The sequence below is a fragment of the Corynebacterium sp. genome (assembly GCF_030532325.1).
In the GTDB taxonomy this organism is placed as follows: domain Bacteria; phylum Actinomycetota; class Actinomycetes; order Mycobacteriales; family Mycobacteriaceae; genus Corynebacterium.
In genome coordinates, this window is sequence record NZ_JAUNLS010000005.1 from 15,047 (window position 1) to 39,202 (window position 24,156).

23 protein-coding genes and 1 tRNA gene are annotated in these 24,156 nt (G+C 64.7%); 17 read left to right on the plus strand and 7 right to left on the minus strand.

Annotated features, from left to right (window positions below; all coding sequences use genetic code 11):
• The first annotated feature begins 241 nt into the window (after nt 1-241).
• The gene (locus tag Q4E25_RS04225) at nt 242-1,414 is read left to right on the plus strand and encodes a mannosyltransferase family protein (RefSeq protein WP_303154408.1); all 1,173 of its coding nucleotides are present in this window, start codon (nt 242-244) and stop codon (nt 1,412-1,414) included.
• Between the two features lie 14 nt (nt 1,415-1,428).
• Here Q4E25_RS04225 and Q4E25_RS04230 read toward each other — a convergent pair whose 3' ends face one another.
• On the minus strand, nt 1,429-2,283 hold the full coding sequence (locus Q4E25_RS04230) for a DMT family transporter (RefSeq protein WP_303154409.1): 855 nt from the start codon (nt 2,281-2,283) through the stop codon (nt 1,429-1,431).
• Nucleotides 2,284-2,457: 174 nt separating this feature from the next.
• Between Q4E25_RS04230 and Q4E25_RS04235 the strand changes: the two genes are divergently transcribed.
• Both Q4E25_RS04235 and Q4E25_RS04240 read left to right on the plus strand, forming a co-directional pair.
• The gene (locus Q4E25_RS04235; RefSeq protein WP_303154412.1) at nt 2,458-3,723 is read left to right on the plus strand and encodes an aspartate kinase; all 1,266 of its coding nucleotides are present in this window, start codon (nt 2,458-2,460) and stop codon (nt 3,721-3,723) included.
• Between the two features lie 64 nt (nt 3,724-3,787).
• On the plus strand, nt 3,788-4,828 hold the full coding sequence (locus Q4E25_RS04240) for an aspartate-semialdehyde dehydrogenase (RefSeq protein ID WP_303154415.1): 1,041 nt from the start codon (nt 3,788-3,790) through the stop codon (nt 4,826-4,828).
• Between the two features lie 367 nt (nt 4,829-5,195).
• Here the strand turns inward: Q4E25_RS04240 and Q4E25_RS04245 are convergent, their stop codons facing one another.
• Nucleotides 5,196-6,518, minus strand: a complete 1,323-nt coding sequence (locus Q4E25_RS04245) for a hypothetical protein (protein ID WP_303154417.1) — start codon at nt 6,516-6,518, stop codon at nt 5,196-5,198.
• Nucleotides 6,519-6,867: 349 nt separating this feature from the next.
• Nucleotides 6,868-7,419, minus strand: a complete 552-nt coding sequence (locus tag Q4E25_RS04250; RefSeq protein WP_303154419.1) for an RNA polymerase sigma factor — start codon at nt 7,417-7,419, stop codon at nt 6,868-6,870.
• Between the two features lie 110 nt (nt 7,420-7,529).
• On the opposite strand from Q4E25_RS04250, the gene Q4E25_RS04255 reads away from it, so the two are divergent.
• From Q4E25_RS04255 to Q4E25_RS04275, 5 genes are all read left to right on the plus strand, one after another.
• On the plus strand, nt 7,530-9,074 hold the full coding sequence (locus Q4E25_RS04255; RefSeq protein WP_303154421.1) for a catalase: 1,545 nt from the start codon (nt 7,530-7,532) through the stop codon (nt 9,072-9,074).
• Between the two features lie 124 nt (nt 9,075-9,198).
• Nucleotides 9,199-10,656: a hypothetical protein gene (locus Q4E25_RS04260; protein ID WP_303154423.1), complete on the plus strand. Its 1,458-nt coding sequence runs from the start codon at nt 9,199-9,201 to the stop codon at nt 10,654-10,656.
• Nucleotides 10,657-10,828: 172 nt separating this feature from the next.
• Entirely contained in the window at nt 10,829-11,107 is a 279-nt protein-coding gene (locus tag Q4E25_RS04265) for an Arc family DNA-binding protein (RefSeq protein WP_303154426.1), read from the plus strand.
• Entirely contained in the window at nt 11,104-11,529 is a 426-nt protein-coding gene (locus Q4E25_RS04270) for a type II toxin-antitoxin system VapC family toxin (protein ID WP_303154428.1), read from the plus strand. The genes Q4E25_RS04265 and Q4E25_RS04270 overlap by 4 nt, the downstream gene beginning before the upstream one ends.
• A 65-nt stretch (nt 11,530-11,594) precedes the next feature.
• On the plus strand, nt 11,595-13,004 hold the full coding sequence (locus Q4E25_RS04275; protein ID WP_303154430.1) for an MFS transporter: 1,410 nt from the start codon (nt 11,595-11,597) through the stop codon (nt 13,002-13,004).
• Nucleotides 13,005-13,554: 550 nt separating this feature from the next.
• Here the strand turns inward: Q4E25_RS04275 and Q4E25_RS04280 are convergent.
• Together Q4E25_RS04280 and Q4E25_RS04285 are read right to left on the minus strand one after the other, a co-directional pair.
• Nucleotides 13,555-13,631, minus strand: a tRNA-Pro gene (locus tag Q4E25_RS04280).
• Between the two features lie 93 nt (nt 13,632-13,724).
• The gene (locus Q4E25_RS04285; protein ID WP_303154432.1) at nt 13,725-14,630 is read right to left on the minus strand and encodes a metallophosphoesterase; all 906 of its coding nucleotides are present in this window, start codon (nt 14,628-14,630) and stop codon (nt 13,725-13,727) included.
• A 56-nt stretch (nt 14,631-14,686) separates the two neighbouring features.
• On the opposite strand from Q4E25_RS04285, the gene Q4E25_RS04290 reads away from it, so the two are divergent.
• Nucleotides 14,687-15,151: a GatB/YqeY domain-containing protein gene (locus Q4E25_RS04290; protein WP_303154434.1), complete on the plus strand. Its 465-nt coding sequence runs from the start codon at nt 14,687-14,689 to the stop codon at nt 15,149-15,151.
• Between the two features lie 58 nt (nt 15,152-15,209).
• On the opposite strand, the gene Q4E25_RS04295 is transcribed toward Q4E25_RS04290, so the two are convergent.
• The gene (locus Q4E25_RS04295; protein ID WP_303154437.1) at nt 15,210-17,642 is read right to left on the minus strand and encodes a transglycosylase domain-containing protein; all 2,433 of its coding nucleotides are present in this window, start codon (nt 17,640-17,642) and stop codon (nt 15,210-15,212) included.
• 217 nt (nt 17,643-17,859) lie between these two features.
• Here Q4E25_RS04295 and Q4E25_RS04300 point away from each other — a divergent pair, with 217 nt between their 5' ends.
• From Q4E25_RS04300 to Q4E25_RS04315, 4 genes are read left to right on the plus strand one after another with little or no spacing between them, the layout of a single operon-like run.
• On the plus strand, nt 17,860-18,195 hold the full coding sequence (locus Q4E25_RS04300) for a WhiB family transcriptional regulator (RefSeq protein ID WP_303154439.1): 336 nt from the start codon (nt 17,860-17,862) through the stop codon (nt 18,193-18,195).
• 26 nt (nt 18,196-18,221) lie between these two features.
• A complete protein-coding gene (locus tag Q4E25_RS04305; protein ID WP_303154440.1) occupies nt 18,222-18,383 on the plus strand; it encodes a DUF4177 domain-containing protein in 162 nt (53 codons plus the stop codon).
• A complete protein-coding gene (locus Q4E25_RS04310) occupies nt 18,383-18,841 on the plus strand; it encodes a RidA family protein (RefSeq protein ID WP_303154441.1) in 459 nt (152 codons plus the stop codon). The genes Q4E25_RS04305 and Q4E25_RS04310 overlap by 1 nt, the downstream gene beginning before the upstream one ends.
• 18 nt (nt 18,842-18,859) lie before the next feature.
• Nucleotides 18,860-19,672: an MBL fold metallo-hydrolase gene (locus Q4E25_RS04315; RefSeq protein ID WP_303154442.1), complete on the plus strand. Its 813-nt coding sequence runs from the start codon at nt 18,860-18,862 to the stop codon at nt 19,670-19,672.
• 116 nt (nt 19,673-19,788) lie between these two features.
• Here the strand turns inward: Q4E25_RS04315 and glxR are convergent, their stop codons facing one another.
• Nucleotides 19,789-20,472 carry a CRP-like cAMP-activated global transcriptional regulator GlxR gene (glxR, locus tag Q4E25_RS04320; RefSeq protein ID WP_070564319.1) on the minus strand — a complete coding sequence of 228 codons (684 nt, stop codon included), beginning with the start codon at nt 20,470-20,472 and terminating at the stop codon, nt 19,789-19,791.
• Between the two features lie 374 nt (nt 20,473-20,846).
• Here glxR and nth point away from each other — a divergent pair, with 374 nt between their 5' ends.
• The 4 genes from nth to Q4E25_RS04340 all read left to right on the plus strand — a co-directional run bounded on the left by nth (nt 20,847) and on the right by Q4E25_RS04340 (nt 24,143).
• Nucleotides 20,847-21,524 (plus strand): endonuclease III, encoded by a 678-nt coding sequence (gene nth / locus Q4E25_RS04325; protein ID WP_303154447.1) that lies wholly within the window; start codon nt 20,847-20,849, stop codon nt 21,522-21,524.
• Between the two features lie 18 nt (nt 21,525-21,542).
• Nucleotides 21,543-22,136 carry a TlpA disulfide reductase family protein gene (locus Q4E25_RS04330; RefSeq protein ID WP_303154449.1) on the plus strand — a complete coding sequence of 198 codons (594 nt, stop codon included), beginning with the start codon at nt 21,543-21,545 and terminating at the stop codon, nt 22,134-22,136.
• A complete protein-coding gene (locus Q4E25_RS04335) occupies nt 22,133-22,867 on the plus strand; it encodes a CoA pyrophosphatase (RefSeq protein WP_303154451.1) in 735 nt (244 codons plus the stop codon). The genes Q4E25_RS04330 and Q4E25_RS04335 overlap by 4 nt, the downstream gene beginning before the upstream one ends.
• 82 nt (nt 22,868-22,949) lie before the next feature.
• The gene (locus Q4E25_RS04340; protein WP_303154453.1) at nt 22,950-24,143 is read left to right on the plus strand and encodes a MarP family serine protease; all 1,194 of its coding nucleotides are present in this window, start codon (nt 22,950-22,952) and stop codon (nt 24,141-24,143) included.
• Nucleotides 24,144-24,156 lie beyond the last annotated feature (13 nt).

The window sequence follows — 24,156 nt, forward strand, 5'->3', positions numbered from 1 at the left end:
TTACGAACGGCCGGCTGCAGTGCGGCAGCACCACGCTCCGCGACGGGGCGCCGGCCGCCTCAGTGGCTCGCCTAAATCCCGCCGCGGCACGTAAGGAGAAGTCCGTGTCGCGAAATCATGTGGTCGACATTACATCCCTTCCCATTCTATGGCAAGCGATTCCATACAATGAGACATCCGCGGGTGGGCAGCGCCGCTGAGCGGGGGAGGGTCGCGTGTGCGGGGCGCTACGATGTTCTGCGTGACAGAATTCAAGGCGGTTGGGTTCAAGGCGACTGCTGGCGCCGATCGGGCTCCGGGTACCCCGGAGAACCGCGGGCTCGGCGCGCGGGGGTGGGCCGCCGCCACGCTTATCGCCGTGTTGGGCTCCGCGCTGCGCGTGGGCGTGCTCGCTATCTTCGCGCGCGCCAACCAGGACAGCCTGTGGGGCCTGCTCAACAAGTGGGACGCGCAGTACTACACGGAGATTGCCCGCGCCGGCTACTTCGGCGCCGAGGTGGGCGAACCCGGCAAGTCCTTTGAGACCGCCATGGCCTTCTTCCCGGGCTTCCCGCTGGTTATCCGGGCGCTGGCCTCGCTGGGCATCAACGAGTCTGCCGCGGCGATGCTCCTCAACCTCATCTTCTTAAGCGTCCTGGCTGCGGGTGTCATGGCCATCGCCGCGCGCATGGGGGCCGGATTCCCCGGGCGCGTGGCCGCTGCCATCGTGGTCACCAGCGCGCCGATGTCCATCGTGCTGTCCATGCCCTATACCGAGGCGCTCTTCGGGGCGCTGCTCATGTGGGGCCTGGTGGCGCTACACGACGAACGATGGTGGCTGGCTGGTGCCGCGGGCTTCGCGTTGTCCTTCGTGCGGCTTACCGCAGTGGATTTCCTCGCCGTCTTTGCGCTTATGGTGCTGCTGCGCGCCGTGCGCAATTGGCGGGCGTGGTGCGCGCTGGTGCTGGCTGCGCTGCCGCTGGTGGGGTATCTCACCTGGGCCAACCAGCACCTGGCGCACCTGGGTGGATACTTTGGCACTCAGCGCCAGCACTGGAACTCCCACTTTGACTTCGGCGCTGCCACCATGCGCTGGGCGTGGACGGTGCTCACCACCGGGGATAACGTGGGCTACCTGCTCAGCGTGTCCGTCATCATCGCCGTGCCCATCCTGCTCGTGCTTAGCTGGGGCAAGCTCCCGCCGGCGGTGTGGTGGTTCAGCGCGGCGCTCACGGCCAACGTTGTGCTTTCTGACGGCATCATGCACTCCCGCCCGCGCCTGCTTCTGCCCACAGCCCTTGTGCTCCTGCCGTGGATTCTTCGTGCGGCCGCTGCGCCACCGCGCCGGGGTCTGTGGTGGGCGGTGGCCGCCTGGGTGCTGTGGGGTGCGTGGTTCTCCGGCTACATGCTGGCCGTCTTTGAATGGGCCATTTAGCTTTACGGGGCCATCTAGTGGGTGGTGCGCGGCTCGCCCACGGGTAGCCGGGAGAGCACGAAGGTGGCGGTGATCATGATCGCCAAGGAGATGCCCATGACCGTCCAGCCGGCGAGGGAAGACACCTGGAACTGCTCACCGAGCACCCAGTAGCCCAGGCCAAAGGCCACGATGGGTTCCATGATGGTCATCGCGGGCAGGGAGTGCTTGAGGGCGCCGGCGTGGAAGGAATACTGCTGCACCACGGTGCCGGTACCGGCCAGAATCACGAGTACCCAGAACTGCCAGCTGCCCAGCATGGCCAGCAGGCCGTCGTGATGCAGGATGCCCACGGAAACCTTGGCCACGAGGGCCACGTAGCCGTAGATGACGCCGCAGGCCGTACCCAGCGCCAGCGCGCGGTCCGTGCGCCGCGTGTAGGCGATGCCTGCCAGAGCTGCCAGGGTCAGCCCGCCCAGCACGAAGGCCGGCCACCACTGCGACCACGCCGGGAAGTCCGTGCCGGCGGTGGGGCGGCCATAAGCCACGAGGAAGCCCACCGAGACCGTGAGCGCAATGCACCACAGGGTTTCGTGCGCCGGCATGCGGCGGCGGGAGTACCACGCGGCCAGCGGCAGGGTAAACATGAGTTTGAGCATGAGGATGGGCTGCACCACCAGCAGGGTGCCAAAGCCCAGGGCCACCAGCTGCAGCGCGTAGGCTACGACGGCCGCGGCCGTGCCCACCCACCACAGGGGAGTGGATATCGCGGTGCGCATGACGCTGCGCGAGCTCGCATCGAGCACAATGCGGTGGCGGACGACTGTCCCCCAGGCGATGACGAGTGCCGAGGCTAGGGCGAAGACCACGGCAATCATGTTTCCCAGCATTGTCACAACCCTACCGCCATTTAAAGCCAGCATTCTGTTTCGGCGCGGAGAGTTTCGCTGTAGTCTGAAGAAGTTGACTACCTAGCTATAGGTATTCGTGGCCTGAGGGTTTGATGGAGAATAGACTCGGTGTGGCCGGTCGCTACTTCGCAAAAAGGAAAGGTGGGACACTCAGTGGCCCTAGTGGTACAAAAGTACGGAGGTTCATCCCTCGAGAGCGCTGAGCGCATCCGCGCAGTGGCGGAACGCATTGTGGCGACGAAGAAGCGGGGCTACGACGTCGTCGTCGTGTGCTCTGCCATGGGAGACACCACCGATGAACTGTTGGATCTGGCCGCACAGGTCAACCCGGTTCCCCCGCAACGTGAGCTCGATATGCTCCTGACCGCCGGTGAGCGCATCTCTAACGCGCTGGTGGCCATGGCCGTGGAATCCCTGGGGGCAAAGGCACAGTCCTTCACCGGTTCCCAGGCCGGTGTGCTCACCACGGAGCGCCACGGCAACGCACGCATCGTGGATGTTACTCCGGGCCGCATCACCGAGGCCCTCGAGGAAGGCAAGATCTGCATCGTCGCCGGTTTCCAGGGCGTGAACAAGGATTCCCGCGACGTCACCACGCTGGGCCGCGGCGGCTCGGACACCACCGCGGTGGCCTTGGCGGCGGCGCTGGGCGCACAAGAGTGCGAGATTTACTCCGACGTTGACGGCGTGTACACCGCGGATCCGCGCATCGTGCATAACGCCCAGAAGCTGGATCAGATCTCCTTCGAGGAAATGCTGGAGATGGCCGCGGTGGGCTCCAAGATTCTGGTTCTGCGCAGCGTGGAGTACGCCCGCGCCTTCAACGTTCCGCTGCGCGTTCGTTCGTCTTATTCAACCGATCCCGGCACCCTCATCGCCGGTTCTATGGAGGATATTCCTATGGAAGAAGCTGTACTGACCGGTATCGCCACCGATAACTCGGAGGCCAAGGTCACCGTCCTGGGCATTCCGGATCTGCCGGGGGAGGCCGCCAAGGTCTTCCGCGCCATCGCGGACGCGGAGATTAACATCGACATGGTGCTGCAGAACGTCTCCTCCCTGGAGTCCGGAACCACCGACATCACCTTTACCTGCCCGCGTTCCGACGGCCCGAAGGCCATGGAAATCTTGGCCAAGCTCAAGCAGGAGGGCCACTGGGCCAACGTGCTGTACGACGATCAAGTGGGCAAGGTTTCCCTCGTTGGCGCCGGCATGCGCTCCCACCCGGGCGTGACCGCCGATTTCACCGAGGCGCTGCGCGACGCCGGCGTGAACATGGAGCTCATCTCCACCTCCGAGATTCGCATCTCCGTGCTCGTGCGCGAGGCCGAGCTGGAGAAGGCCTGCAAGGCTCTGCACGAGAAGTTCCAGCTGGGCGGCGAGAGCGAAGCAACCGTCTACGCTGGTACCGGGCGCTAAAGCGTCACCGCTACTAAGACTCACCAGTTTTGACACCAGTTTTGATTAGGAAGGGCCACCCACTATGACCACCGTTGCAGTTGTCGGCGCCACCGGACAGGTCGGGCGCGTCATGCGCTCCATCCTGGAAGAGCGCGACTTTCCTGCAGACACCGTGCGTTTCTTCGCCTCCGCTCGCTCCGCGGGCGAGGAGCTGGAGTTCCGCGGTGAGAAGGTAACCGTTGAAGACCTCGCTCAGCAGAGCGTCGAGAGCCTGCAGGGCGTTGACATCGCGGTTTTCTCCGCGGGCGGATCCACCTCGAAGCAGTATGCCCCGCTCTTTGCTGAGGCCGGGGCCACCGTGGTGGATAACTCCTCGGCGTGGCGCAAGGATCCGGAGGTGCCCCTCATCGTCTCCGAGGTCAACCCGCAGGAGAAGGACAACACCCCGAAGGGCATCATCGCCAACCCGAACTGCACGACGATGGCCATCATGCCGGTGATCAAGGCGCTGCACGACGCCGCCGGTCTCAACACCATGCACGTGGCCTCCTACCAGGCGGTCTCCGGATCCGGCCTGGCCGGCGTGGAGACCCTGGCCAAGCAGGTCGCCTCCATCGGTGACCGCAACGTGGAGCTGACTCACGACGGCTCCGTGCTCGAGGTCTCCGAGGACGAGCTGGGCCCCTACGTGGCGCCGATCGCCTTCAATGCCCTGCCTTTCGCCGGCAACCTGGTGGACGATGGCTCCGAGGAGACCGACGAGGAGCAGAAGCTGCGCAACGAGTCCCGCAAGATCCTGGGTATCCCGGAGCTCAAGGTGGCCGGCACCTGCGTGCGCATCCCGGTCTTTACCGGCCACACCATGGTGGTGCACGCGCAGTTCGATAAGGCCATCACGCCGGACCAGGCCCGCGAGATTCTCTCCCAGGCCCCTGGCGTGCAGGTCGTGGACGTTCCCACCCCGCTGGCCGCGGCAGGCAAGGACGAGTCCCTGGTGGGCCGCATCCGTCAGGACCAGACGGTGGACGATAATAAGGGCCTAGTCTTTGTTGTCTCCGGCGATAACCTGCGCAAGGGTGCCGCGCTCAACACCATCCAAATCGCGGAGTTGCTCGTCGGTTAACCCATAGGAGTCACCTCAGTGGGGGCCAACGAGCCATTCCTCCACAAGCCCCACCTCGCACAAGTCTAGCCCTGGAAGTACAGACCTCGACGTCGCCAAGTGCAGAGCTTAAAGTCTGACACAACGCGACCTGTAGGTCTCGCCTTCCAGGGCTAGACTTTTCCTCACTACATTCGGTGCCAGTCCCTGCCAGATCTGGGCCTTCTGTAGCGAGGAAAAGTACAAAGAAGGTGCGATTTAGGCCGAAAAACTTGTACCGCCCCGGTTACTGCAGTCATCGTCCTGCAGGATCCGGGGCTTCTTGCGTACCGCGAGTTAGTCCTTAGGCATTTCGGGCCTAGTCACTTCGGGCCTAGGCACTTCGGTCTTAGTCCTTGGGCACTTCCGGCTTGGTGTGCTCCACAAAGGTGACGGAAGGATCCGGGTCCTCGCGGTCGTAGTCCAGTTCCTCGTCGGCCTCGAGCTCGTCGTAGATCTCCTCGGAGATGGCCTCGACGAACTCCTCCTTCTTCATGTTGGACTGGGCGGCCAGCTTGGCCAGCTCGCGCTCGTTCTTCTTGGTGAAGTGCTCGCGCGGATCTAGCTTGCGCTGCACCAGGATGTGCGCGCGCTCGCGGCGGCGGGACTCCTTGGAGATCTTGTCCCGGTTAGCAAACCACGCGATGACCATGACGGCAATCATGAGCAGGCCCAGGTAGCCCAGAATCGGGTAGATGCTGGAGACCAGCTGCTTGAAGCCCACGAAGGACAGGCCAAAGCCGATGACGCAGGAACCTGCGTAGACGGGGAAGAACATCTTGCGGTTGTTGCGGGTCAGGCGCTTGGACATGGCGTAGAACATGCCCACCGCGGTGTTGAAGACCATGCCGTAGATAACGAAGGTCATGATGTAGCCCAGGGCCGGGTTGACCTCATTGATGAGGGTGAGAACCGGCAGGTCCTGGCCGTTGACGGTCGGTGCGACCATGAACAGGGAGGTGGCCAGCAGGCCCAGCAGCAGTAGGTAGATGATGCCGCCGATGAAGCCGCCCACGCCCACGGCGCGGTTATCCAGGATGTTGCCGCCGATCACGATGGACATCGACACACCGCACATGACGTTCAGGCCGGTGTAGTTCAGCGCGGAGAGCCACCAATTCGGCAGCGTGGTGTCCACCTGGTTCAGGGAGAACTCGTTGAGCTGCGCGATGTCCACGTCAGCGGTGAGGATGGTGTAGCTGGTGGCAAAGACAATGAAGATGATGATGAACGGCGTAATAGCGCCGATCACCGAGGTCACCTTATCCACGTCCAGCAGGCCCACGAGGATGACCAGGACGAGCATGACGACGGCTCCCACCCAGATGTCGAGTGCCGGGAACTGCTGGGCGATGGTGGAACCACCACCGGCGAACATGACGAAGCCGATGGAAAACAGGGTGGCCAGCGTGCCCCAGTCAAGAATGCGGGACACCACGGGGCCGCTGATTTTGTTAAAGACAGCGGTGTGCTCCTCAGCCTGGAAGTAGGAGCTCAACTGCAGGATTGCAATACCGGTGATGAGCATCAGGGCCGCGGCCAAAGCCACGCCCCACATGCCCATCGTGCCGAATGCTACGAAATATTGCATCGCCTCCTGGCCGGATGCAAAGCCGGCGCCGACGATGACGCCAATGAATGCCATAGAAATGGCCACTGCGCGTTTAAACATAAGTAGTAAAAGGTCTCGCTATCCCACACGCGCCGGTGAACACCACGAGCATGTCTGAGGGGCACGGGCGTGTTGGGGCACGGCTGTGCCCCAAGAAGTGTGCTCCAGAGAAACGTTCATGGTGTGCGGCTGTTGTAGCTCGCGGCCGGATCGACCTTCGATTTAACACGTGTGATGCTTCGACGTTAAGCCGGTGCGCACTGTATTTGCCAGCTGGCCGCCACAAATTTAACAACTTCTTTGCGGCCGGGGGCGCGGGTATTCCTATGAATCCGCAGGTATTTACTATCAATCCGAAACCGTATAACTAGTCGATAACGATTGCTGTGTGCGGGCCTAAGGCGCAGCCTTACAAGGCGGTGCCGTCGATGAGATCCTTGCGGGCGCGCGCCACGCGCGAGCGGATGGTGCCCACCCGCACGCCGCTAATCTTGGCGGCCTCCTCGTAGGTATAGCCCAGCACCTGGGTGAGGATGAGGGCTTCGCGGCGGTCGGCCGGGAGGGCGTCGATAAGCGAGCGAGCGTCGATCCATTCGCTCCACGCGCTGGCGTTTTCGGCGGAAGGGGCCTGGGCGGCGGCGTCCTCGTACTCGGTGGCGGACTTGCGGGGGCGGGCCATGTCGTGGCGGACGTTATCCACCCAGGCGCGTCGGGCCAGGCTTAGCAGCCAGGTGCGCGCCGAGGAGCGGGCCGCAAAGCGGGGCAGGGCGCCGATGACGCGCAGGTAGGTCTCCTGGGTGAGATCGTCGGCGATGTCCGGCCCGCCCAGGTGGGCGAGCAGGCGCCAGACGTCATCCTGGGTGGCCTTGATGAACTCCGTGAGCGCGGTGCGATCGCCACGGCCGGCCCGGAGGGCGAGGTCGGTGACGTGCGCGTCATCGCGCTCGGAGTGCTGCTTCACCTCCCTGAATTTACCAGCACCACTGCGAACGCCAATTTAATCGGGTAGGCTATGAACCACGGACAATTGATAATTTGAATCGATTACCGCGCCTTGAAGGAGGACTCCCCATGACCGATTCCGCAGCAGACAAGATCCTGGACAAGGGCCAGCGCGCAGCCGGCGGCGAGCAGACCACCCGCCCCTCCGGCCAGCCGATCACCACCGAGAATACGTCAATTACGGTGGGGCAGAACGGCCCCGTCACCCTTGATGATATTCACCTCATCGAAAAGCTCGCCCACTTCAACCGCGAGCGCGTTCCGGAGCGCACGCCGCACGCTAAGGGCCACGGCGCCTTCGGCGAGCTGCACGTCACGGAGGACGTCAGCGCTTACACCAAGGCAGACCTCTTCCAGCCGGGCAAGGTCACTCCGATGATGGGACGCTTCTCCACCGTCGCCGGCGAGCAAGGATCCCCGGATACCTGGCGCGATGTGCACGGCTTTGCCCTGCGCTTCTACACCGAGGAAGGCAACTACGACATCGTGGGCAACAACACCCCGGTGTTCTTCCTGCGTGACGGCATCAAATTCCCGGACTTCATCCACTCCCAGAAGCGCCTGGGCGCCAACGGCCTGCGCGATGCCGACATGCAGTGGGACTTCTGGACCCGCAACCCGGAGAGCACCCACCAGGTGGCCTACCTCATGGGTGACCGCGGCACCCCGAAGACCACCCGCCACCAGAACGGCTACGGCTCGCACACCTTCCAGTGGATCAACGAGAAGGGCGAGGCCTTCTGGGTGAAGTACCACTTCAAGACCCGCCAGGGCGTGGAGAACTTCACCGACGCCGAGGCCACCGAGATGGCAGGCAAGAACGCCGACTACCACCGCGAGGATCTCTACAACGCCATCGAGCGCGGTGACTACCCCATCTGGGACGTCAAGGTGCAGATCATGCCCTTCGACGAGGCAGAGAACTACCGCTTCAACCCCTTTGACCTCACCAAGGTCTGGTCCAAGAAGGACTACCCGCTGCACGATGTGGGCTACTTTGTGCTCAACCGCAACCCGCGCAACTTCTTCGCGCAGATCGAGCAGGTGGCCCTGGATCCGGCCAACCTGGTGCCGGGCATCGGCCTCTCCCCAGACAAGATGCTGCAGGCGCGCGCCTTTGCGTACTCTGATCAGCAGCGCTACCGCATTGGGCCGAACTACAAGCAGCTGCCGGTCAACCAGCCGCTTAACCAGGTCAACACCTACGAGCACGAGGGGCCGATGCAGTACTTCTTCAACGCCCCGGAGGATCCGGTCTACTCGCCCAACCGCCACGCCAAGGGCGGCGGCAGCGCGGACGGCGACGTCAACGATCGCTTCGCACAGGAGACCGCCCCGGCGCAGGATCTCTATGTCAACCCGGACCCGGCCGGCTACGACCTCGTGCGCGCTGCCTACGTGACCCACGCGGAGGATAATGACACCGTCCAGGCCACTGACCTCTACGAGAACGTCTACGATGACGCCGCCAAGGAGCGCATGGCCGGCAACATCGCCGGCGCGATGGCCGGTGTCTCCCCGGAGACCGAGCAGCGCGTCTACGCTTACTGGGACGCCGTCTCCCCGCAGCTGGGCAAGCGCGTGCGCGAGCTCTTCGCCGAGAACAAGGCCTAACGCTTAAGGCGCGTGGACCTAGCCCCACCGGCTCATCCTCACTCCGGGGTGAACCGGTGGGGTTTCTCACATTCAGATCGGCGCGCCTGCCCTGTTGTGCGTGGTGAAACGATATTTTCAAAGAATGAACTCCCGCCTCGCTGAACCGGCTCGCCCCCGCAGAGTGCGCGTGCGCTCGCTCCTGCTCAGTCTCCTCATGCTCCTGCCCTTGGTGGCGGGAGCGGTGGCAGCGGGAGTCGCGGGCTGGGAGCCGGAGCGGGCATGGTCCGCGGACCCGGCCGGCGCCCCCACGGACGAGACCATCGAGCCCGCCGACCTGCTCAAGGCCATGCAGGCCCTCAACGAGGCCAGCGCGCAGGCCGGCTTCCTGTCCTCGGGCACCACGCAGCTCACCCAGGGCACTGGCGAGCTCAAGTCCGGCGCGGATGAGCTCGGCGGGGGAGTGGACCAGCTCGCCGGCGGTTCCCAGCAGCTTTACGACGGCCTCGTGCAACTGCAATCCGGCACCGCCCAGCTCGGCTCGGGTGCCACCGAGCTTGCCGACGGCGTTGGAAGCGCCGTCGATCAAGTCATCGGCCTGGGTGTGGTGCAGGGTCAGCTGCTCGCCGCCATCGACGGCACCCTCAAGGACCTGGAGGGCAACAACTCCGCCGAGGCCCGCAACATCCGCTCTCAGCTGGGGGACCTGCGCACACAGGTCAACAATTTTGAGCTGGACCAGTCCATCACGGACAAGCTCAAGCGCGCCAAGGACGGCTCCCGTGAGCTCTCCAACCAGCTGGCGGTCAGCGGCTACGCCTACCACGACGGCATCTACTCCGCAGTAGAGGGCGCCAAGCAGCTCAACGCCGGTCTGGGCGAGCTCAACGCCAACGTGGACAAGGCCCTGGAGGGCGTCGATCAGCTCGACTCCGGTGCGCAGAAGATCGACGGCATGGCCCGGCAGAACAAGTCCAAGGTGCAGGCCGTGAGCAAGGCGCTGCCGCGCGTGTCCCAGGAATCGGAGCCGGAGCCTCTACTGAGCCCCATCGTGGCGATGCTGCTCGCGGCGGTCGTGGTGCTCGGCGGCGGTTTGCTGGGCGCTGTGCTGCCCCGCGCTTCTAAGCCTTGGCTCACGCTGGTCGGCGGCGTGCTGGGGCTAACCGCGGTGGGCGCGGTCCTCTTCGCGGTGCTGGCCACGGTGCCGGCGGCGCCGTCAATCGCACTGGCGGCCGGGGTGGCCGCGCTGGGCGCGGCGGCGTCGGCAGGCTTGGTGTTCGTGGTGATGCGCGTGGCGGGTGCCGCGGGCGCGGTGCTCAGTGCCGTGCTGGGCGTTGTTCAGGTAGCACTCGTGGGCTGGCTGTGGAAGTCTGCCGTGGCCGGAACGGCCGTGCCCGTTGTGGCGACGGTGGCCGGCTATCTCTTCCCCATGCAGTGGGCTACCTCCGGTTTCACCGCTGCTGGAAACGGGGCGCATACTGCGCTTCTGTGGACGGCCGTGGCGGTGCTGGGGGCGGTCGCGGTGCTGTGCCTGGGCGCTGCGCGCGGCCTGCGGGAAGCGCCCGCGGAGGCAAAAAAGCAGGTTAGCGATAACGAGTCTTAATCATTACCGTTTAGGGCCTCATGGTGCTAAAGTGAAAGTCGCTCACAAAGCCTACTTAGGGGGTAGGCAAACGGTTTCTCCAATCCGTTGTGAGTGATAGGGAATAGGGGCGACGCGGCTGCTGTAGGGGCGCCGCGTCGTTTCCCGTTTTGCCCTCTGACAGTTGGGGTCTGTGAGTGCTATCGTCACTGCTAACAGTGCCTGCGTCAAGGGAGGGGAAGACATGGAGTCTTTGGTGGTGCGTGGCTTGGACGAAGCCGTCACTAAGGAACTCGCACGGCGAGCTCGGGAGAATGGACGCTCCATGGAGGCCGAGGTCCGTTCAATTTTGACGGACGTCGTGGCCGCAAGGAACGTTGGTGTGGCCCTCTACGAAGCCAGCCGGACAGCACCCGTGGAACTTCCTGCTGTGCATCGCAAGGATGAAGCGCGTTCGGTGGCGTTCGAATGATTATCTTGGATACGAATGTGGTATCTGAAGTACTGAAACCCCAGCCTGATGAGTCAGTGCTTTCGTGGCTCTACTCTTTGAGAGCGCCAGTTGCGCTCACTGCGTTGACGGTTGCTGAGCTGCGCACAGGGCTCCTTCTTTTGCCGCAGGGACGGCGGCGAGACAGCTTGACCAAGGCGGTTGATAGCGCGTTGCGGGGGCATTCTATTTTTCCTTTCGATAAAAGAGCGGCTCTCGAATATGCGCAGGTGGTTAGCATGCGACGACAGGCTGGTCTCCCCATTTCAACAATCGACGCCCAGATTGCCGCAGTGTGTCGCTCACGGCATGCTGTATGCGCGACTCGGAACACGAAGGACTTTCAGTTGACTGGCATCGAGCTGGTCAACCCATGGAAGAGTCACCGCCCAAGTGAAAAATGAGCGCTAAAGCCTGCTGCCACAGCCCTCTAAATTAAACCGGAAACGTCCGTACTAAAGTGGCGGGTATGCCTCGTTCCCGCTCCTCGACCTTCCTGCCCGCAGTCCTTATCGCTATCTTCATGGGGCAGTTCGACTTCTTCGTGGTCAACGTCGCCGCCCCCAACATTCAGGCGGACCTGGGGCTCGATGAAGGCCGCGTTGAGCTGGTCATCGCCGCCTACGCCGTCACGTACGCCGCGGGCCTCATCACGGGCGGCAGGCTTGGCGATGTCTCCGGACGCAAGCGCGTCTTCATCCTCGGCATGGCTGCCTTTGCGGTGACCTCGGCACTGTGCGGCCTGGCGCAATCGGGCGTCACGCTCATCGCGGCACGTGCCGTGCAGGGCCTAGCAGCCGCGGTGATGCTTCCGCAGGTGCTCGCCATCATCAACACCGCCGTACCCCGAGACGAGCGCGCCGCCGCCATGGGCTGGTTCGGCGTGGCCTCAGGCATTGGCTCCATTGCGGGCCAGGGCCTGGGCGGCTGGTTGGTGGAGGCCTCGCCGTGGGGCCTGGGCTGGCGCAGCATCTTCTTCATCAACGTTCCCATCATGGCCTGCGCCATGGTCGCCGCGGTGCTGCTCGTTCCGCAGTTGGCTCCCGACGCCGCGGCGCACAACCCCGCCCACCGCCGCATCGACCCGTGGGGATCGCTCGGCCTTTGTGTGGGCATGGGGCTTGTTGTCGCCGCGATGTCCATCGCGCAGCGCGGCCTGCCGTGGTGGGCGGTGCTGTCCCTGGGGCTCGGCGTGGCTGCGCTGGCCGCGACGGTGTGGGTGGAATCCGCCCGCCGCGATCGCGGGCAGGCCATTACCTTCGATCCCGCGCTCTTCCGCCTGGGCTCCATGCGGCTTGGCGGGGCTGCGATCTGCGCGTTCATGCTGTACTTTGCCAGCTTCATGTTTGTCCTGGCGCTGGTGCTGCAGCGCACTCACGGGCTGAGCCCGGCTGCCGCGGGCCTGGTCTTTGTGCCCTCCGGCCTGACGTTCATGGCCGGCTCCATGCTGGCCCCGCGCCTGGGGTGGGATACCCGCACGCGCGTGCTCTACGGCTGCCCGATCACCGCCGCGGGCTTGGCCGTGGCCCTGGTCGCCTCACTGCTCTCCGCCGGCAACGCCGCCCCGGTGGCGGCGCTCGTGGCGACGGTTATCGCCACCGGCTTTGGCAATGGCCTGGTGCTTCCCGAGCTGCTCTCCGTGGCCATGCGCGATGTCCCCGACAGTCATGCCGGCATGGCCAGCGGCACCATCACCACGCTGCAACAATTCGGCGCGGCGCTGGGCGTGACCGTGGTGGGCTACATCTTTTTCCGCTCCGGCAGCTACGGCCTCATCGCGGTGCTGCTCATCCACATCGCGCTTCTAGCCGGAATCTTCCTCGCGGTGCGCCGGTCCTATCCGCGGCGCAGCAGCCTGGGCGCAACAAGCACGGTCTAATGCGCATGGCCTCACTGCGCGCGGCCTCGAGGGATGCCTCGTTTGCTACGCCATTGGTCTTCGTGGGCTCCTTGGTCTCCCAGCTTCACAATCGTGGCCAAAACTTGCCCGATCTGAGCGGGAGTTTGAAGCTGGGAGACCTCAGTGGCCGTGTGTCCAGAGTGCTTGGATGTGGAACGCCTCTCCGCGGCCGGCGCTGCTCAACGATTGGAGCCAAGCTCCGAGGGGCAGCGACTATTTGACCTTTCCTCACTACACACCAGAAGTTTGGCCTCCGATCCGCAGCAAATGTAGTGAGGAAAAGTCAAAAGGATGCCCGGCGAAGGCAGCGTAGAGTGTACAGCCCGCTCGGGAGGGGCCTAACGGGGCTCTCCCGGGTTAGTGAATGTCTATTGAAAACGGGAAAGCTCGATTTAGGCCACGAAGGCGTATATGCCCGCGGACGAACGGAAAATCCGGGAATCCAGGAACGGCAATGCGAAACCCTGAAAACCTGAAAACCGGAAAAGTGAAAACGAAAAAGCCTGGCTAGAAAATCTAGCCAGGCTGCTGGTCGGGATAACAGGATTTGAACCTGCGACCTCTTCGTCCCGAACGAAGCGCGCTACCAAACTGCGCCATATCCCGGAGAAACCGTTTCACGCGGTACTGAGATACTGTAACCCAGCCGAGGCTGAAACGACAAAACGGCAGCTCATCAGGGGTTCGGGTGTGAGGGGGTCAGTTGGCGCGCTCCGTGATGTGCAGCAGCGCGGCCGAGGGGCGGCAGAAAATGCGCAGCGGCACGAGCTTTGAAGTACCCAGGCCGTTGGACACGTGCATCTTCATGGAATCGAAATCGTGCAGCCCCGAGGCGCGAACGCGATCGATGCCGCAGTTGGTGACAATCGCCTTGGAGCCGCCCACGGGGAACGGGAGGCAGAGCTGGCCGCCGTGCGTGTGCCCGGAGAAGGATAACTGGTAGCCTTCGGCGGCGAACTTGGCCAGGACGCGGGGCTCCGGAGTGTGCAGCAGTGCAAGCGCTAGGTCCGCATCCGGGTTCGGTGCGCCGGCGACGTCGGAGTAATCATCAAGATCGTGGTGCGGGTCATCCACGCCGGCCACGGCTAGGCGGACGTTGCCCACCTTGAACTCCACGCGGGCCTGGTTGGCATCGTGCCACCCGTGCTCAATGAAGGCCGCCCGCATGCCCTTCCACGGAAGGTCCACGTAGGACGGAGTGTTCTTCTTGCCCAGCAGGTAGTTGAAGGGGTTGGGCAGGCGTGGTGCCCAGTAGTCGTTGGTGCCGAAGCAAAACAGCCCCGGCCGGTCCAGCAGCGGGCCGAGAGCGCGCAGGACTTCGGGGACCCCGGCGGCGTCGGAAAGATTGTCGCCGGTGTTGATGACCAGGTCCGGCTCCAAGCGGGCCAGCCCGGAGACCCACTCGATCTTGGCCTTCTGGCCGGGGATCATGTGGAGGTCGGACACGTGTAGAATGCGAAACTCCGATTCGCCGCGCAGCGTGCCGGGCGGTAGCAGCGGCAGCGTGTACTCCTTGAGCTCAAACTTGGTGAGCTCGCTGTGGCCCCAGGCGGCGAGGCCGAGTCCTGCGGCGGCGAGGCCGCCAAGAATTGAGTAAATCTTCACCTCAACCACCCTACCTGTCACTGAGGCAGCGCCCGTGGAGGCGTATCTTAAAAGGCATGAGTGAGCTGAAAGATTCCATCCGCGCAGACCTGAAGACCGCCATGAAGGCCAAGGAGAAGGAGCGCACCAGCGCTATCCGTTCCCTGCTGGCCGCCATCCAGGCAGAGGAGACCAGCGGCTCCCGCCACGAGCTGACCGATGAGGACGTGCTCAAGGTCATCGCCCGCGAGATTAAGAAGCGCCGCGAGTCCGCTGAGGTCTACGCCGAGAACGGCCGCCCGGAGCTGGCTGAGGCTGAGCTTGTCGACGTCCCCTTCTTCGAGGCCTACCAGCCCACCCAGCTGGAGGATGACGAGCTCGAGGCCCTCGTGGCCGAGTCCGTGGCCCAGGTCAAGGAGGAGACCGGCGCTGAGGTGACCATCAAGCAGATGGGTGCCGTGATGAAGGTGGCTAACGCCAAGGCCGCGGGTCGCGCCGACGGCAAGCGCCTGTCCACCGCAGTCAAGGCCGCCCTGGCTTAACGCAAGCCCAGGCGGCCTATCGGGGGTTCGAGGTTCTCGGGGCCAGGCCTACCAAGGGCTAGAGCCCGAAGAAGTTGCGGACGTCGTTAGCAAAGGCGTCGATGTCCTCTTGGCGGATGAGCGGCTCGCCGCCGCCGTTGCCCCGGGAGGGCTGGCCGCCGCGGTTGCCGTTATCGCCGCGGTTGCGCTCACCGCCGCCTGAGCCGGAATCCTTGGAGCGCTCGGGGGCGGGGGAGGTGCCGTCGGAAAGCTGCACGGTGACCTCCGCACCCTTCTTTAGGCCCTCAGGCGCGATGACGCGCACCACCCGGCCATAGGGCACGCCGTTGCCGGTGACCTGGGTGACCTTGACGCTGTAGCCGGCCTTCTCCAGGGCCTCGCGGGCCTCGGACTCGGACTTGCCGCGCAGGCCATCCAGCGCGGCGTCGAGGGTGCCGGAATCGTAGGCGTGGTCATAGTCCGGCACGGTGCCCTTCGCGGCCGCCGGGACGTTGACCGCCATGGTGTAGAAGGTGCCGGCCGGCTCGGAGCCGCCGAAGAGGTTGCCGGAATCGCACTGACGCACAGGGCCGGTGCACAGTGGGGTGGTCGTGGTGCCGTCGTTGTAGATGTAGGGCGCGGCGGCCACCCCGGAGTTGAATCCCAGGAAGGCCGAGGACTGGTTGGACTCGGTGGTGCCGGTCTTCGCTGCGGCCTGGCCGCCGAAGCCCGCCGCGGAGGCAGCGCCCGCGGCCGTGCCCTTCTCGGTATCGGCGGTCATGGTGTTGGCCAGGGTGTTGGCGATGCCCTTGTCGATCGCGCGCTCGCACGGCGGGGTCTTGAGGTAGACCTCGTTGCCCTGGGCGTCCGTCATCTCCTTGATGGGCGAGGGCTCGCACCACATGCCCTGCGAGGCCACGGTGGCGCCCACGTTGGACAGCTCCAGCGGGTTCACCGCGGTGGGGCCCAACGTGTAGGAGCCCAGGTTGGCCTCCTTGATGTGGTCGGCGATGGAGGTATTTTCGTCGTAGCTGCCCTTCTCCGCGTAGGAGCGCAGGCCCAGCTTGACGGAGGTATCCACCACCGGGTCCACGCCGAGCTGCTCGATGAGCTGGATGAAGGGGGTGTTGGGGGAGTAGGCCAGCGCGTCCTGCATGGTCATCGAGGGCGCGTAGGTGCCGGCGTTTTCCACGCAGTACTTGTTGGGCGGGCAGCCGGCCGCGCCGCCGGAGCCCAGCCCCTCGGCCTCGTAGCGGGTGGGAACGGCGAGCTTGTCCTTGATGCCGTAGCCGGCCTCGAGCGCGGTGGCGGCCGTGAAGAGCTTGAACACCGAGCCGGCGCCGTTGCCCACCAGGGAGTTAGGCTGCGGCAGCAGCGTCTCGTTCTTCGCGGCATCCAGGCCGTAGGTGCGGGAGGAGACCATGGCCAGCACCTCGCGGGAGGAGGTGCCCGGCTTGACGACGTTCATCACCTCGGCCACCCCGGCCGCGTTCGGGTCGGTGTGGGCCCGGACTGCGTTGAGGGCCGCATCTTGCACTTCGGGGTCGAGGGTGGTTGTGATGGTGTAGCCGCCGCGGGCCAGCTGCTGGCGGTCGATGCCCTTGTCTTCCAGGTAACCGATGACGTAATCGCAGAAGAAGCCGCGGTCGGCGGCGCTGATGCAGCCGTTGGGCAGGGTGGCAGGCTCGTCGAGGACGTCGAGATCCTGCTGGGAGTACTCGTCAGCCTCCTGCTGGGTGATGTAGTTGCTGTTGACCATCGCCTGCAGCACCTGGTTGCGGCGCTCGGTGGCGCCGGAGGCGTTGGTGTAGGGGTTAAGGTACTCGGAGGACTGCACCATGCCGGCGAGCATGGCGGCCTGGGGCACCGTGAGCTCGGAGGCGTGCACACCGAAGTAGGTGCGGGCGGCGGCCTCGATGCCGTAGGAGTGGTTACCAAAGGGAACGAGGTTGAGGTAGCGGGTGAGGATCTCGTCCTTGCTTAGCTCGCGGTCGAGGTCGGTGGCCATGCGCATCTCGCGCAGCTTGCGGGCCACGGATTGTTCGATGGCAGCCTGGCGTTCCTCGTCGGTCTGCGCGGTGACCAGCAGCAGGTAGTTCTTCACGTACTGCTGATTGAGGGTGGAAGCACCCTGGGAGACCCCGCCGGCGGCCAGGTTGGTCCACAGTGCGCGGAAGTTGCCCTGCAGGTCCACGCCGTCGTGCTCGTAGAAGCGGTGATCCTCGATGGCGACGATGGCGTTCTTCATGTTCTCGGAGATCTCGTCCGCCTCCACTGGGTGGCGCCGCTGCTCGAAGAGGTAGGCAAGGTTGTTGCCGCGGGCGTCGAGGATGGTGGTCACCTCGGGGGCGGTGCCTGCGGTGAGGTCGTGCAGGTCCGATTGCATGGTGGCGTTGGCGCGCGCGACGGCGACGCCGCCCGCACCGGCAAAGGGGGCCAGGCCCACCGCCAGCAACAATGCCGCGAGGAGAGTGGAAAGGACAATCTTTCCCAGGGATTTCATGACAGTCACCCTCCATACCCTACGTGGTGATTCTGCGCGGGCGGAAGAGCAAACTCCCCCCTAAAGTGTGACGTGTTAGACAAGCAGCGAATCCTGTGAATAGACTTACCAATGGTACATAATATTCTGTCTCATCGGGAATTATTCACAAAGCGAATTTTTCGCGCAATGAGATCCGTGCGAGATCCGCGGGAGACCGTGGAAGCTTGGAAGGAGTTGCCTAACCATGACCTTAAGCGTTAAGGGTGCGGGCCGGTCCGCGCTGACGAAGAGGACGGGTACCATGACGGAGCGTGGTGATTGGGTGACCCAGGCCAAGTGTCGCAACGGAGACCCCGACGCCCTCTTTGTCCGCGGCGCCGAGCAGCGCAAGGCCGCGGTCATCTGCCGCCACTGCCCAGTGCTCAACGAGTGCCGCGCTGACGCCCTGGATAACCGCGTCGAGTTCGGCGTGTGGGGTGGCCTGACGGAGCGCCAGCGCCGTGCGTTGCTGCGCAAGAACCCGCACATCACCAATTGGGCGCACTACCTTGCAGAAGGTGGCGAACTCATCGGCATTTAAGCGGTTGAACCGGTAGCATTGTCTGCATGACTAAATGGGAATATGCCACCGCACCTGTCCTTACTCACGCTACGAAGCAGATTTTGGATACGTGGGGTGAAGACGGCTGGGAGCTTGTCACCATCACCCCGGGTATGAACCCGGAGAACGTGGTTGCCTACTTCAAGCGCCCGCTGGAGGAGAACTAATGGGCCACCGCGCGCGCCTTGAGGAGCTGGGATACACGCTGCCTGCCGTCGCCGCCCCGCTGGCTTCCTACGTGCCCGCCACGAAGGTGGGCAACCAGGTTTGGACCTCCGGCCAGCTGCCCATGGTGGACGGCGCCCTGCCGGCCACCGGCAAGGTCGGTGCCGAGATCACCGTGGAGCAGGCCCAGGAGCTGGCGCGCACCGCCGCGCTCAACGCCCTGGCCGCCATCGATTCCCTCGTGGGCCTGGATAAGGTCACCCGCGTGGTGAAGGTCGTGGGTTTTGTCTCCTCCGCTCCGGACTTTGTGGAGCAGGCGGCCGTGATTAACGGAGCCTCGGATTTCATTGGTGAGCTCTTCGGTGGGGCGGGCACGCACGCGCGATCTGCCGTCGGCGTGGCCGTGTTGCCAAAGAACTCCCCGGTAGAAATCGAAGTCATCGTAGAATTCGCTGAGTAATCAGATAGGCTAAGAATCATGGAGCATCCTGCATATAGCCAATTGCGCCCCGTGAGCCAGTCGGTCGGGGTAGTACTGTGTGATAACCCTAGCTACACGGCATTGGAGGGGACCAACACCTGGATCATCCGCGCCGCCGAGGATTCCCGCGCCATCGTGGTGGATCCGGGCCCCGAAGATGAGGGTCACCTCAACGTTGTCTCTGCCAACGCGGGTGAGGTCGCACTCATTCTCGTGACCCACCGTCACGATGATCACGCCTCCGGCGCGCAGCGCCTGCGCCAGCTCACCGGCGCGCCGATTCGCGCTTTCGATCCGAACTACTGCAATGGCGCTGAGGCGCTTGTCGACGGCGAAGTGATCTCCATCGACGGCGTCACCCCGCAGCTCGAGGTTGTGCACACGCCTGGTCACACCGCAGATTCCACCTGCTTCTTCGTGTGGTCCGCAGAAGCCAAGGAGTCTCATTTGGAGGGCATCCTCACCGGTGACACCATCGCTGGCCGCCACACCGTCCTGCTCTCTGAGACCGACGGCGATCTCGCCGCCTACCTCGAGACCCTGGACATGCTGGAGACCCGCGGCAAGGATGTCGCCCTCTTCCCGGGCCACGGCCCAGACTTGGAGGACACCTCCGCTGTGGCGCGCAAGTACATTGACCGCCGCCACTACCGCCTGGATCAGATCAAGGAGGTCCGCGCCCGCCTGGGTGAGGACGTGGATCTGAAGACCATGGTGGATGAGATGTATGACGATGTGGACCCGGTTCTGCGCCACGCCGCAGAGCAGTCCACCCGCACCGCGCTGAAGTACCTGGACAAAAAGAACTAGCCACACGTACTGGCGACGCCGCGTACGGGAACGCAACAAGGCCCCGCCGCCGTGCAGGATGCACGGTGAGCGGGGCCTGTGCTTTTGTGGCTTATGCGGGCTGACGCGCGCCGGGCTTAGCGGGCGCGGCGCGCCAGGTGCTCGGTGTCCACGATGAGCACGGACTTGCCCTCTAGGCGGATCCAGCCGCGGTGGGCGAAGGTAGCCAGGGCCTTGTTCACGGTCTCGCGGGACGCGCCGACCAGCTGGGCAATCTCTTCCTGGGTGAGGTCATGATTGACGCGCAGGGCGCCACCTTCCTGCATACCGAAGCGGTTGGCCAGCTGCAGCAGGGTCTTAGCCACGCGGCCGGGGACGTCGGTGAAGATGAGGTCAGCCAGGTTGGCGTTGGTGCGGCGCAGGCGGCGGGCCAGCACGCGCAGCAGCTGCTGGGCGATGGCCGGGTGGTCAGCGACCCACTGCTTGAGCATCTCAGAGTTCATGGTGGCCGCGGTGACCTCGGTGACGCACACGGCGGAGGAGGTGCGGGGGCCCGGATCGAAGATGGAGAGCTCACCGAACATGTCGGAGGGGCCCATCACGGTCAGCAGGTTCTCGCGGCCGTCCGGGGCGTGGCGGGCGAGCTTAATTTTGCCGGAGGTGATGATGTAGAGGCGATCACCTGGTTCGCCTTCTTCAAAGATGGTGGTACCGCGAGGGAAACGGACGGTCTCCATCTGCTCGATGAGGTTCTGTACCGCCACGGGGTCGACGCCCTGGAAGATACCAGCGCGGGAGAGAATATCCTGTACGCCTTCCACGATTACTCCTTACAGCTCGCCGCCCAGTCCTACCTGGTGAGAGCCGGTCTATGCTTGGTTGAAGAGCGGGAACATGAGCACCCGCTGCTTGGCACTGAGTCTCATCATACAGTGTAATTAGTCACTTTCTATAACACCGAGACAAATTATCACAGAATTAACCCGGAGTTAGCAGGAATGCGTGCCACTGTGCAGGGAAGATTCGCGCCAAACTTTCGGAGAAAAGAAATCAATCGAAGGTATCAATCACGACGGTATCAATCACCGAAGGCGGTGGATTCCAACTTCTCCATGAGGATGGCAAAGAGCGCGAGGCACAGGGGCACGAGCAGGACGAGAACGATCATGGGGGCCAGTTTACTAAGCTAAGGCGCATGTCTCGCTCCATCCCGTCGTCCGAGCTTCGCCAACGCGCGCAGCAGATCAACGCGGAGCTCGCCCGGGAGTACCCCGATGTCCGCTGTGAACTGGACTTTCGCAGTCCTTTTGAGCTGCTCGTGGCCACGGTGCTCTCGGCGCAGTGCACTGACGCGCGGGTGAACCAGGTGACCCCGGAGCTCTTCCGGCGTTATCCCGACGCCGCCGCGCTCGCCGCCGCCGATCGCGCCGAGCTCGAGGAACTGCTGCGCCCCTTGGGCTTTCACCGCGCCAAGGCCGGCCACCTTATCGGCATCGGTGAGCAGCTCATGGCGGAGGGGGACGGGGAGGTTCCGGGGGACGTCGACAAGCTCGTGGCGCTGCCCGGGGTGGGGCGCAAGACCGCGCTGGTGGTGCTGGGTAACGCATTTGGGGTGCCGGGCCTGACGGTGGATACGCACTTCGGGCGGCTCATGAAGCGCATGGGGCTGAGCCGCGGGAGCACGCCGCTGAAGATTGAACGGGACATTGCCCAGCTCATCCCGGAGGAGGAGTGGACCATGTTTTCCCACCGCATCATCTTTCACGGCCGCCGGGTGTGCCACGCGCGCACGCCGAACTGTCAGGAGTGCGTGGTGGTCGCGCTGTGCGATGTGGGCCGCGCGCAGCGGCAGCCGGGCGTGAAGGGCCCATAAAGGGCTAAGGTGGCAGTCATGAAAAAGTACGTGCTCGGGACGGTTGCTGTCGCGTTGATTGTGGCCGTGGTGGCCGTCATCGGCGTGCGCTCACTGCTGGGCAAGGGCGAGGAGCCGGAGTTTTCCACGGCGCAGGACTCCGCGCAGCAGGCGGGCCAGGATTCCGCCGGGGCCGCCGGCCAGCAGCCGGTGGCGGACCGCCCGGTGTGCCCCGCCGGGCCCATCGCCGGGGTGGATCTGCCCTGCCTGGGGGCCAAGAGCTACGCCGAGGCCCGCGAGGTGCAGATCGTGAACATCTGGGCCTGGTGGTGCGAGCCCTGCCGGGCGGAGCTGCCCTACTTCCAGCAGATCGCGCGCAAGCACTCCGCGTGGAACGTGGTGGGCGTGCACGCCGACGCCGACGCCGCCAAGGGCGCGGCCTTCCTCGAGGACATCGGGGTGGATCTGCCCAGCTACCAGGATGATGACAACTCTTTCGCCGGCGAGCTCGGGCTGCCCGGAGTCATCCCCATCACGCTGGTGGTGGTGGACGGCCAGGTCAAGGGAACCTTTGTCAAGCCCTTCACCTCCTCCGAGGAGCTCGATTCCGCCATTCAAGACGTGATTGGATGAGGCGCGAGGATAAGCTCACTCACCCCGGCGCAGAGCTCGGCGTCCTGCGCCCCGAGGCCACCCCGGACTGGCTGCGCCCAGCGCTCGGCGTGGACAGCGCGGACACGCAGCGCCGCATTGGCGCGAACACCATGGCCCGGCAGATGAAACGCCTGCCGGCGATGAAGAAGGAATCGGCGGTGCTGATCCTGCTCAAGGGGACGAGCGTGGAGGACGCCGAGGTGCTGCTCACCCACCGCTCGCCGAGCATGCGCTCGCACTCGGGGCAGATCGCCTTTCCCGGCGGGCGCAGGGATCCGGAGGACGCCACGCTTGTGGACGTCGCCCTGCGCGAAGCCTGGGAGGAAACCGGCCTGGATCCGCGCAGCGTGACCCCGCTGGAAAAGTGGGAGGAGCTGCACATTCGGGCCACCGGTAACCCCGTGCACCCGGTGCTGGCCTACTGGCACGAGCCCGGCGAGGTGTGGCCGGCCAGCCCGGAGGAGACCGATGACGTCTTCCTCGTACCGGTGCGCGAGCTCATCGAGCCGGAGAACCGCTTCATGGTGGGCCTGGGCCCGTGGAAGGGCCCGGCCTTCCACGTCCGTGACTACGTGGTCTGGGGTTTTACCGGCGGGATCCTGGCCACGCTCCTGGATCACGCGGGCTGGTCCTTGGAATGGGATAACAATTCGGTGCACGAGCTGCGTGATACACTCAAGCGCTCTCGAAACAATGAGAAAATGATTTAGTTTGCTGCTCTGAGGGCAGCAGGCACTCCTCGCATCACTATCATTTTCACTGTTCATTTAGCCTGAGAAAGCAGCAAACTACGTGTCGCTTGCCCTGATCCTTGATGGCCTCATTGTGCTCGCCCTTGTCCTCGCCGTGTGGGCAGGCTGGCGCCAGGGGGCCATGTCCGCCGTGCTTTCCGCTATCGGCATCATCGCAGGCCTCGTGCTGGGCCTCGTGCTCGCCCCGCCCGCCATGCGGCTGACCGAGGCTCCTGCGCTGCGCTTCCTCTTTGCCATTGGCGTCGTGGTACTCATGGTGGGCCTGGGCCAGCTGGTGGGCGCGAGCCTGGGCGCTCGGTTGCGCGATCGCATGCGCACGCGCTCGGGCCAGCGGGTGGACTCGCTCATCGGCGCGGCCTTCCAGTCGGTGGCGGTGCTGGTGGTCATCTGGCTGGTTTCCCTGCCCGCGGCCTCCAACATCGGGGGCGCACCGGGGCAGGCGCTGCGCGAATCACGCATCTTGAGCGGCCTCAACGCGGCCGCGCCCTCGCAGCTGGCCTCCCTACCCAACGGGGTGGCGGCCATGCTCAACGAGTCCGGCCTGCCGCCGCTGGTCTCGCCGTGGCAGACACCGGGGGACTCCGTGGAGGTCGCCGCACCCGCGCAGGACGTCAGCGACCCGGCGCTGGTGGAGCGCCTGCGCCCCTCGGTGATACACGTGCTTGGTGACGCCGAAGTGTGCTCCCGCCGCCTCATGGGTTCGGGCTTTGTCACCGCTCCTGACTACGTGATCACCAACGCGCACGTGGTAGCCGGCACGGACAAGGTGCGCCTGGATACCGTGGTGGGCCTCAAGGAGGCCGAGGTGGTGTACTACAACTCCGACGTCGACATCGCGGTGCTGCACAGCGCCGGGCTGGGCATCGAGCCCCTGCCCTGGGCGGATGACGCCGCCACCACGGGCGACGACGCCATCGTCATGGGATTCCCGCACTCCGGGCCCTTCGAGGCGCGTATGGCGCGCGTGCGGGATCGCATCACGATTGCCGGGCCGGACATTTACTCCAAGGGCCGCGTGGAGCGCGACGCCTACACGGTGCGCGGCAGCATCCGGCAGGGCAATTCCGGCGGGCCGATGATCAACCCGGAGGGGCAGGTTCTCGGCGTGGTGTTCGGGGCCTCGGTGGATGATTCCGAGACCGGCTACGCCCTGACCGCCGATGAGGTCAAGGGCCATGTGGGGGATGTGACGCAGCTGCGCCAGTCTGTGCAGACTGGCAGCTGCGTGGGCTAGCAGCCAGCTGGCT

Bases quoted from the DNA above. Each gene is read 5' to 3' on its own strand.
- Q4E25_RS04240 (WP_303154415.1), top strand. From the start codon at position 3,788: ATGACCACCGTTGCAGTTGTCGGCGCCACCGGACAGGTCGGGCGCGTC.
- nth (WP_303154447.1), top strand. From the start codon at position 20,847: ATGTCTCGCTCCATCCCGTCGTCCGAGCTTCGCCAACGCGCGCAGCAG.
- Q4E25_RS04290 (WP_303154434.1), top strand. From the start codon at position 14,687: ATGAGTGAGCTGAAAGATTCCATCCGCGCAGACCTGAAGACCGCCATG.
- Q4E25_RS04275 (WP_303154430.1), top strand. From the start codon at position 11,595: ATGCCTCGTTCCCGCTCCTCGACCTTCCTGCCCGCAGTCCTTATCGCT.
- Q4E25_RS04330 (WP_303154449.1), top strand. From the start codon at position 21,543: ATGAAAAAGTACGTGCTCGGGACGGTTGCTGTCGCGTTGATTGTGGCC.
- Q4E25_RS04245 (WP_303154417.1), bottom strand. From the start codon at position 6,518: ATGTTTAAACGCGCAGTGGCCATTTCTATGGCATTCATTGGCGTCATC.
- Q4E25_RS04315 (WP_303154442.1), top strand. From the start codon at position 18,860: ATGGAGCATCCTGCATATAGCCAATTGCGCCCCGTGAGCCAGTCGGTC.
- Q4E25_RS04300 (WP_303154439.1), top strand. From the start codon at position 17,860: ATGACCTTAAGCGTTAAGGGTGCGGGCCGGTCCGCGCTGACGAAGAGG.
- Q4E25_RS04335 (WP_303154451.1), top strand. From the start codon at position 22,133: ATGAGGCGCGAGGATAAGCTCACTCACCCCGGCGCAGAGCTCGGCGTC.
- Q4E25_RS04310 (WP_303154441.1), top strand. From the start codon at position 18,383: ATGGGCCACCGCGCGCGCCTTGAGGAGCTGGGATACACGCTGCCTGCC.
- Q4E25_RS04305 (WP_303154440.1), top strand. From the start codon at position 18,222: ATGACTAAATGGGAATATGCCACCGCACCTGTCCTTACTCACGCTACG.
- Q4E25_RS04255 (WP_303154421.1), top strand. From the start codon at position 7,530: ATGACCGATTCCGCAGCAGACAAGATCCTGGACAAGGGCCAGCGCGCA.
- Q4E25_RS04270 (WP_303154428.1), top strand. From the start codon at position 11,104: ATGATTATCTTGGATACGAATGTGGTATCTGAAGTACTGAAACCCCAG.
- Q4E25_RS04230 (WP_303154409.1), bottom strand. From the start codon at position 2,283: ATGCTGGGAAACATGATTGCCGTGGTCTTCGCCCTAGCCTCGGCACTC.
- Q4E25_RS04260 (WP_303154423.1), top strand. From the start codon at position 9,199: ATGAACTCCCGCCTCGCTGAACCGGCTCGCCCCCGCAGAGTGCGCGTG.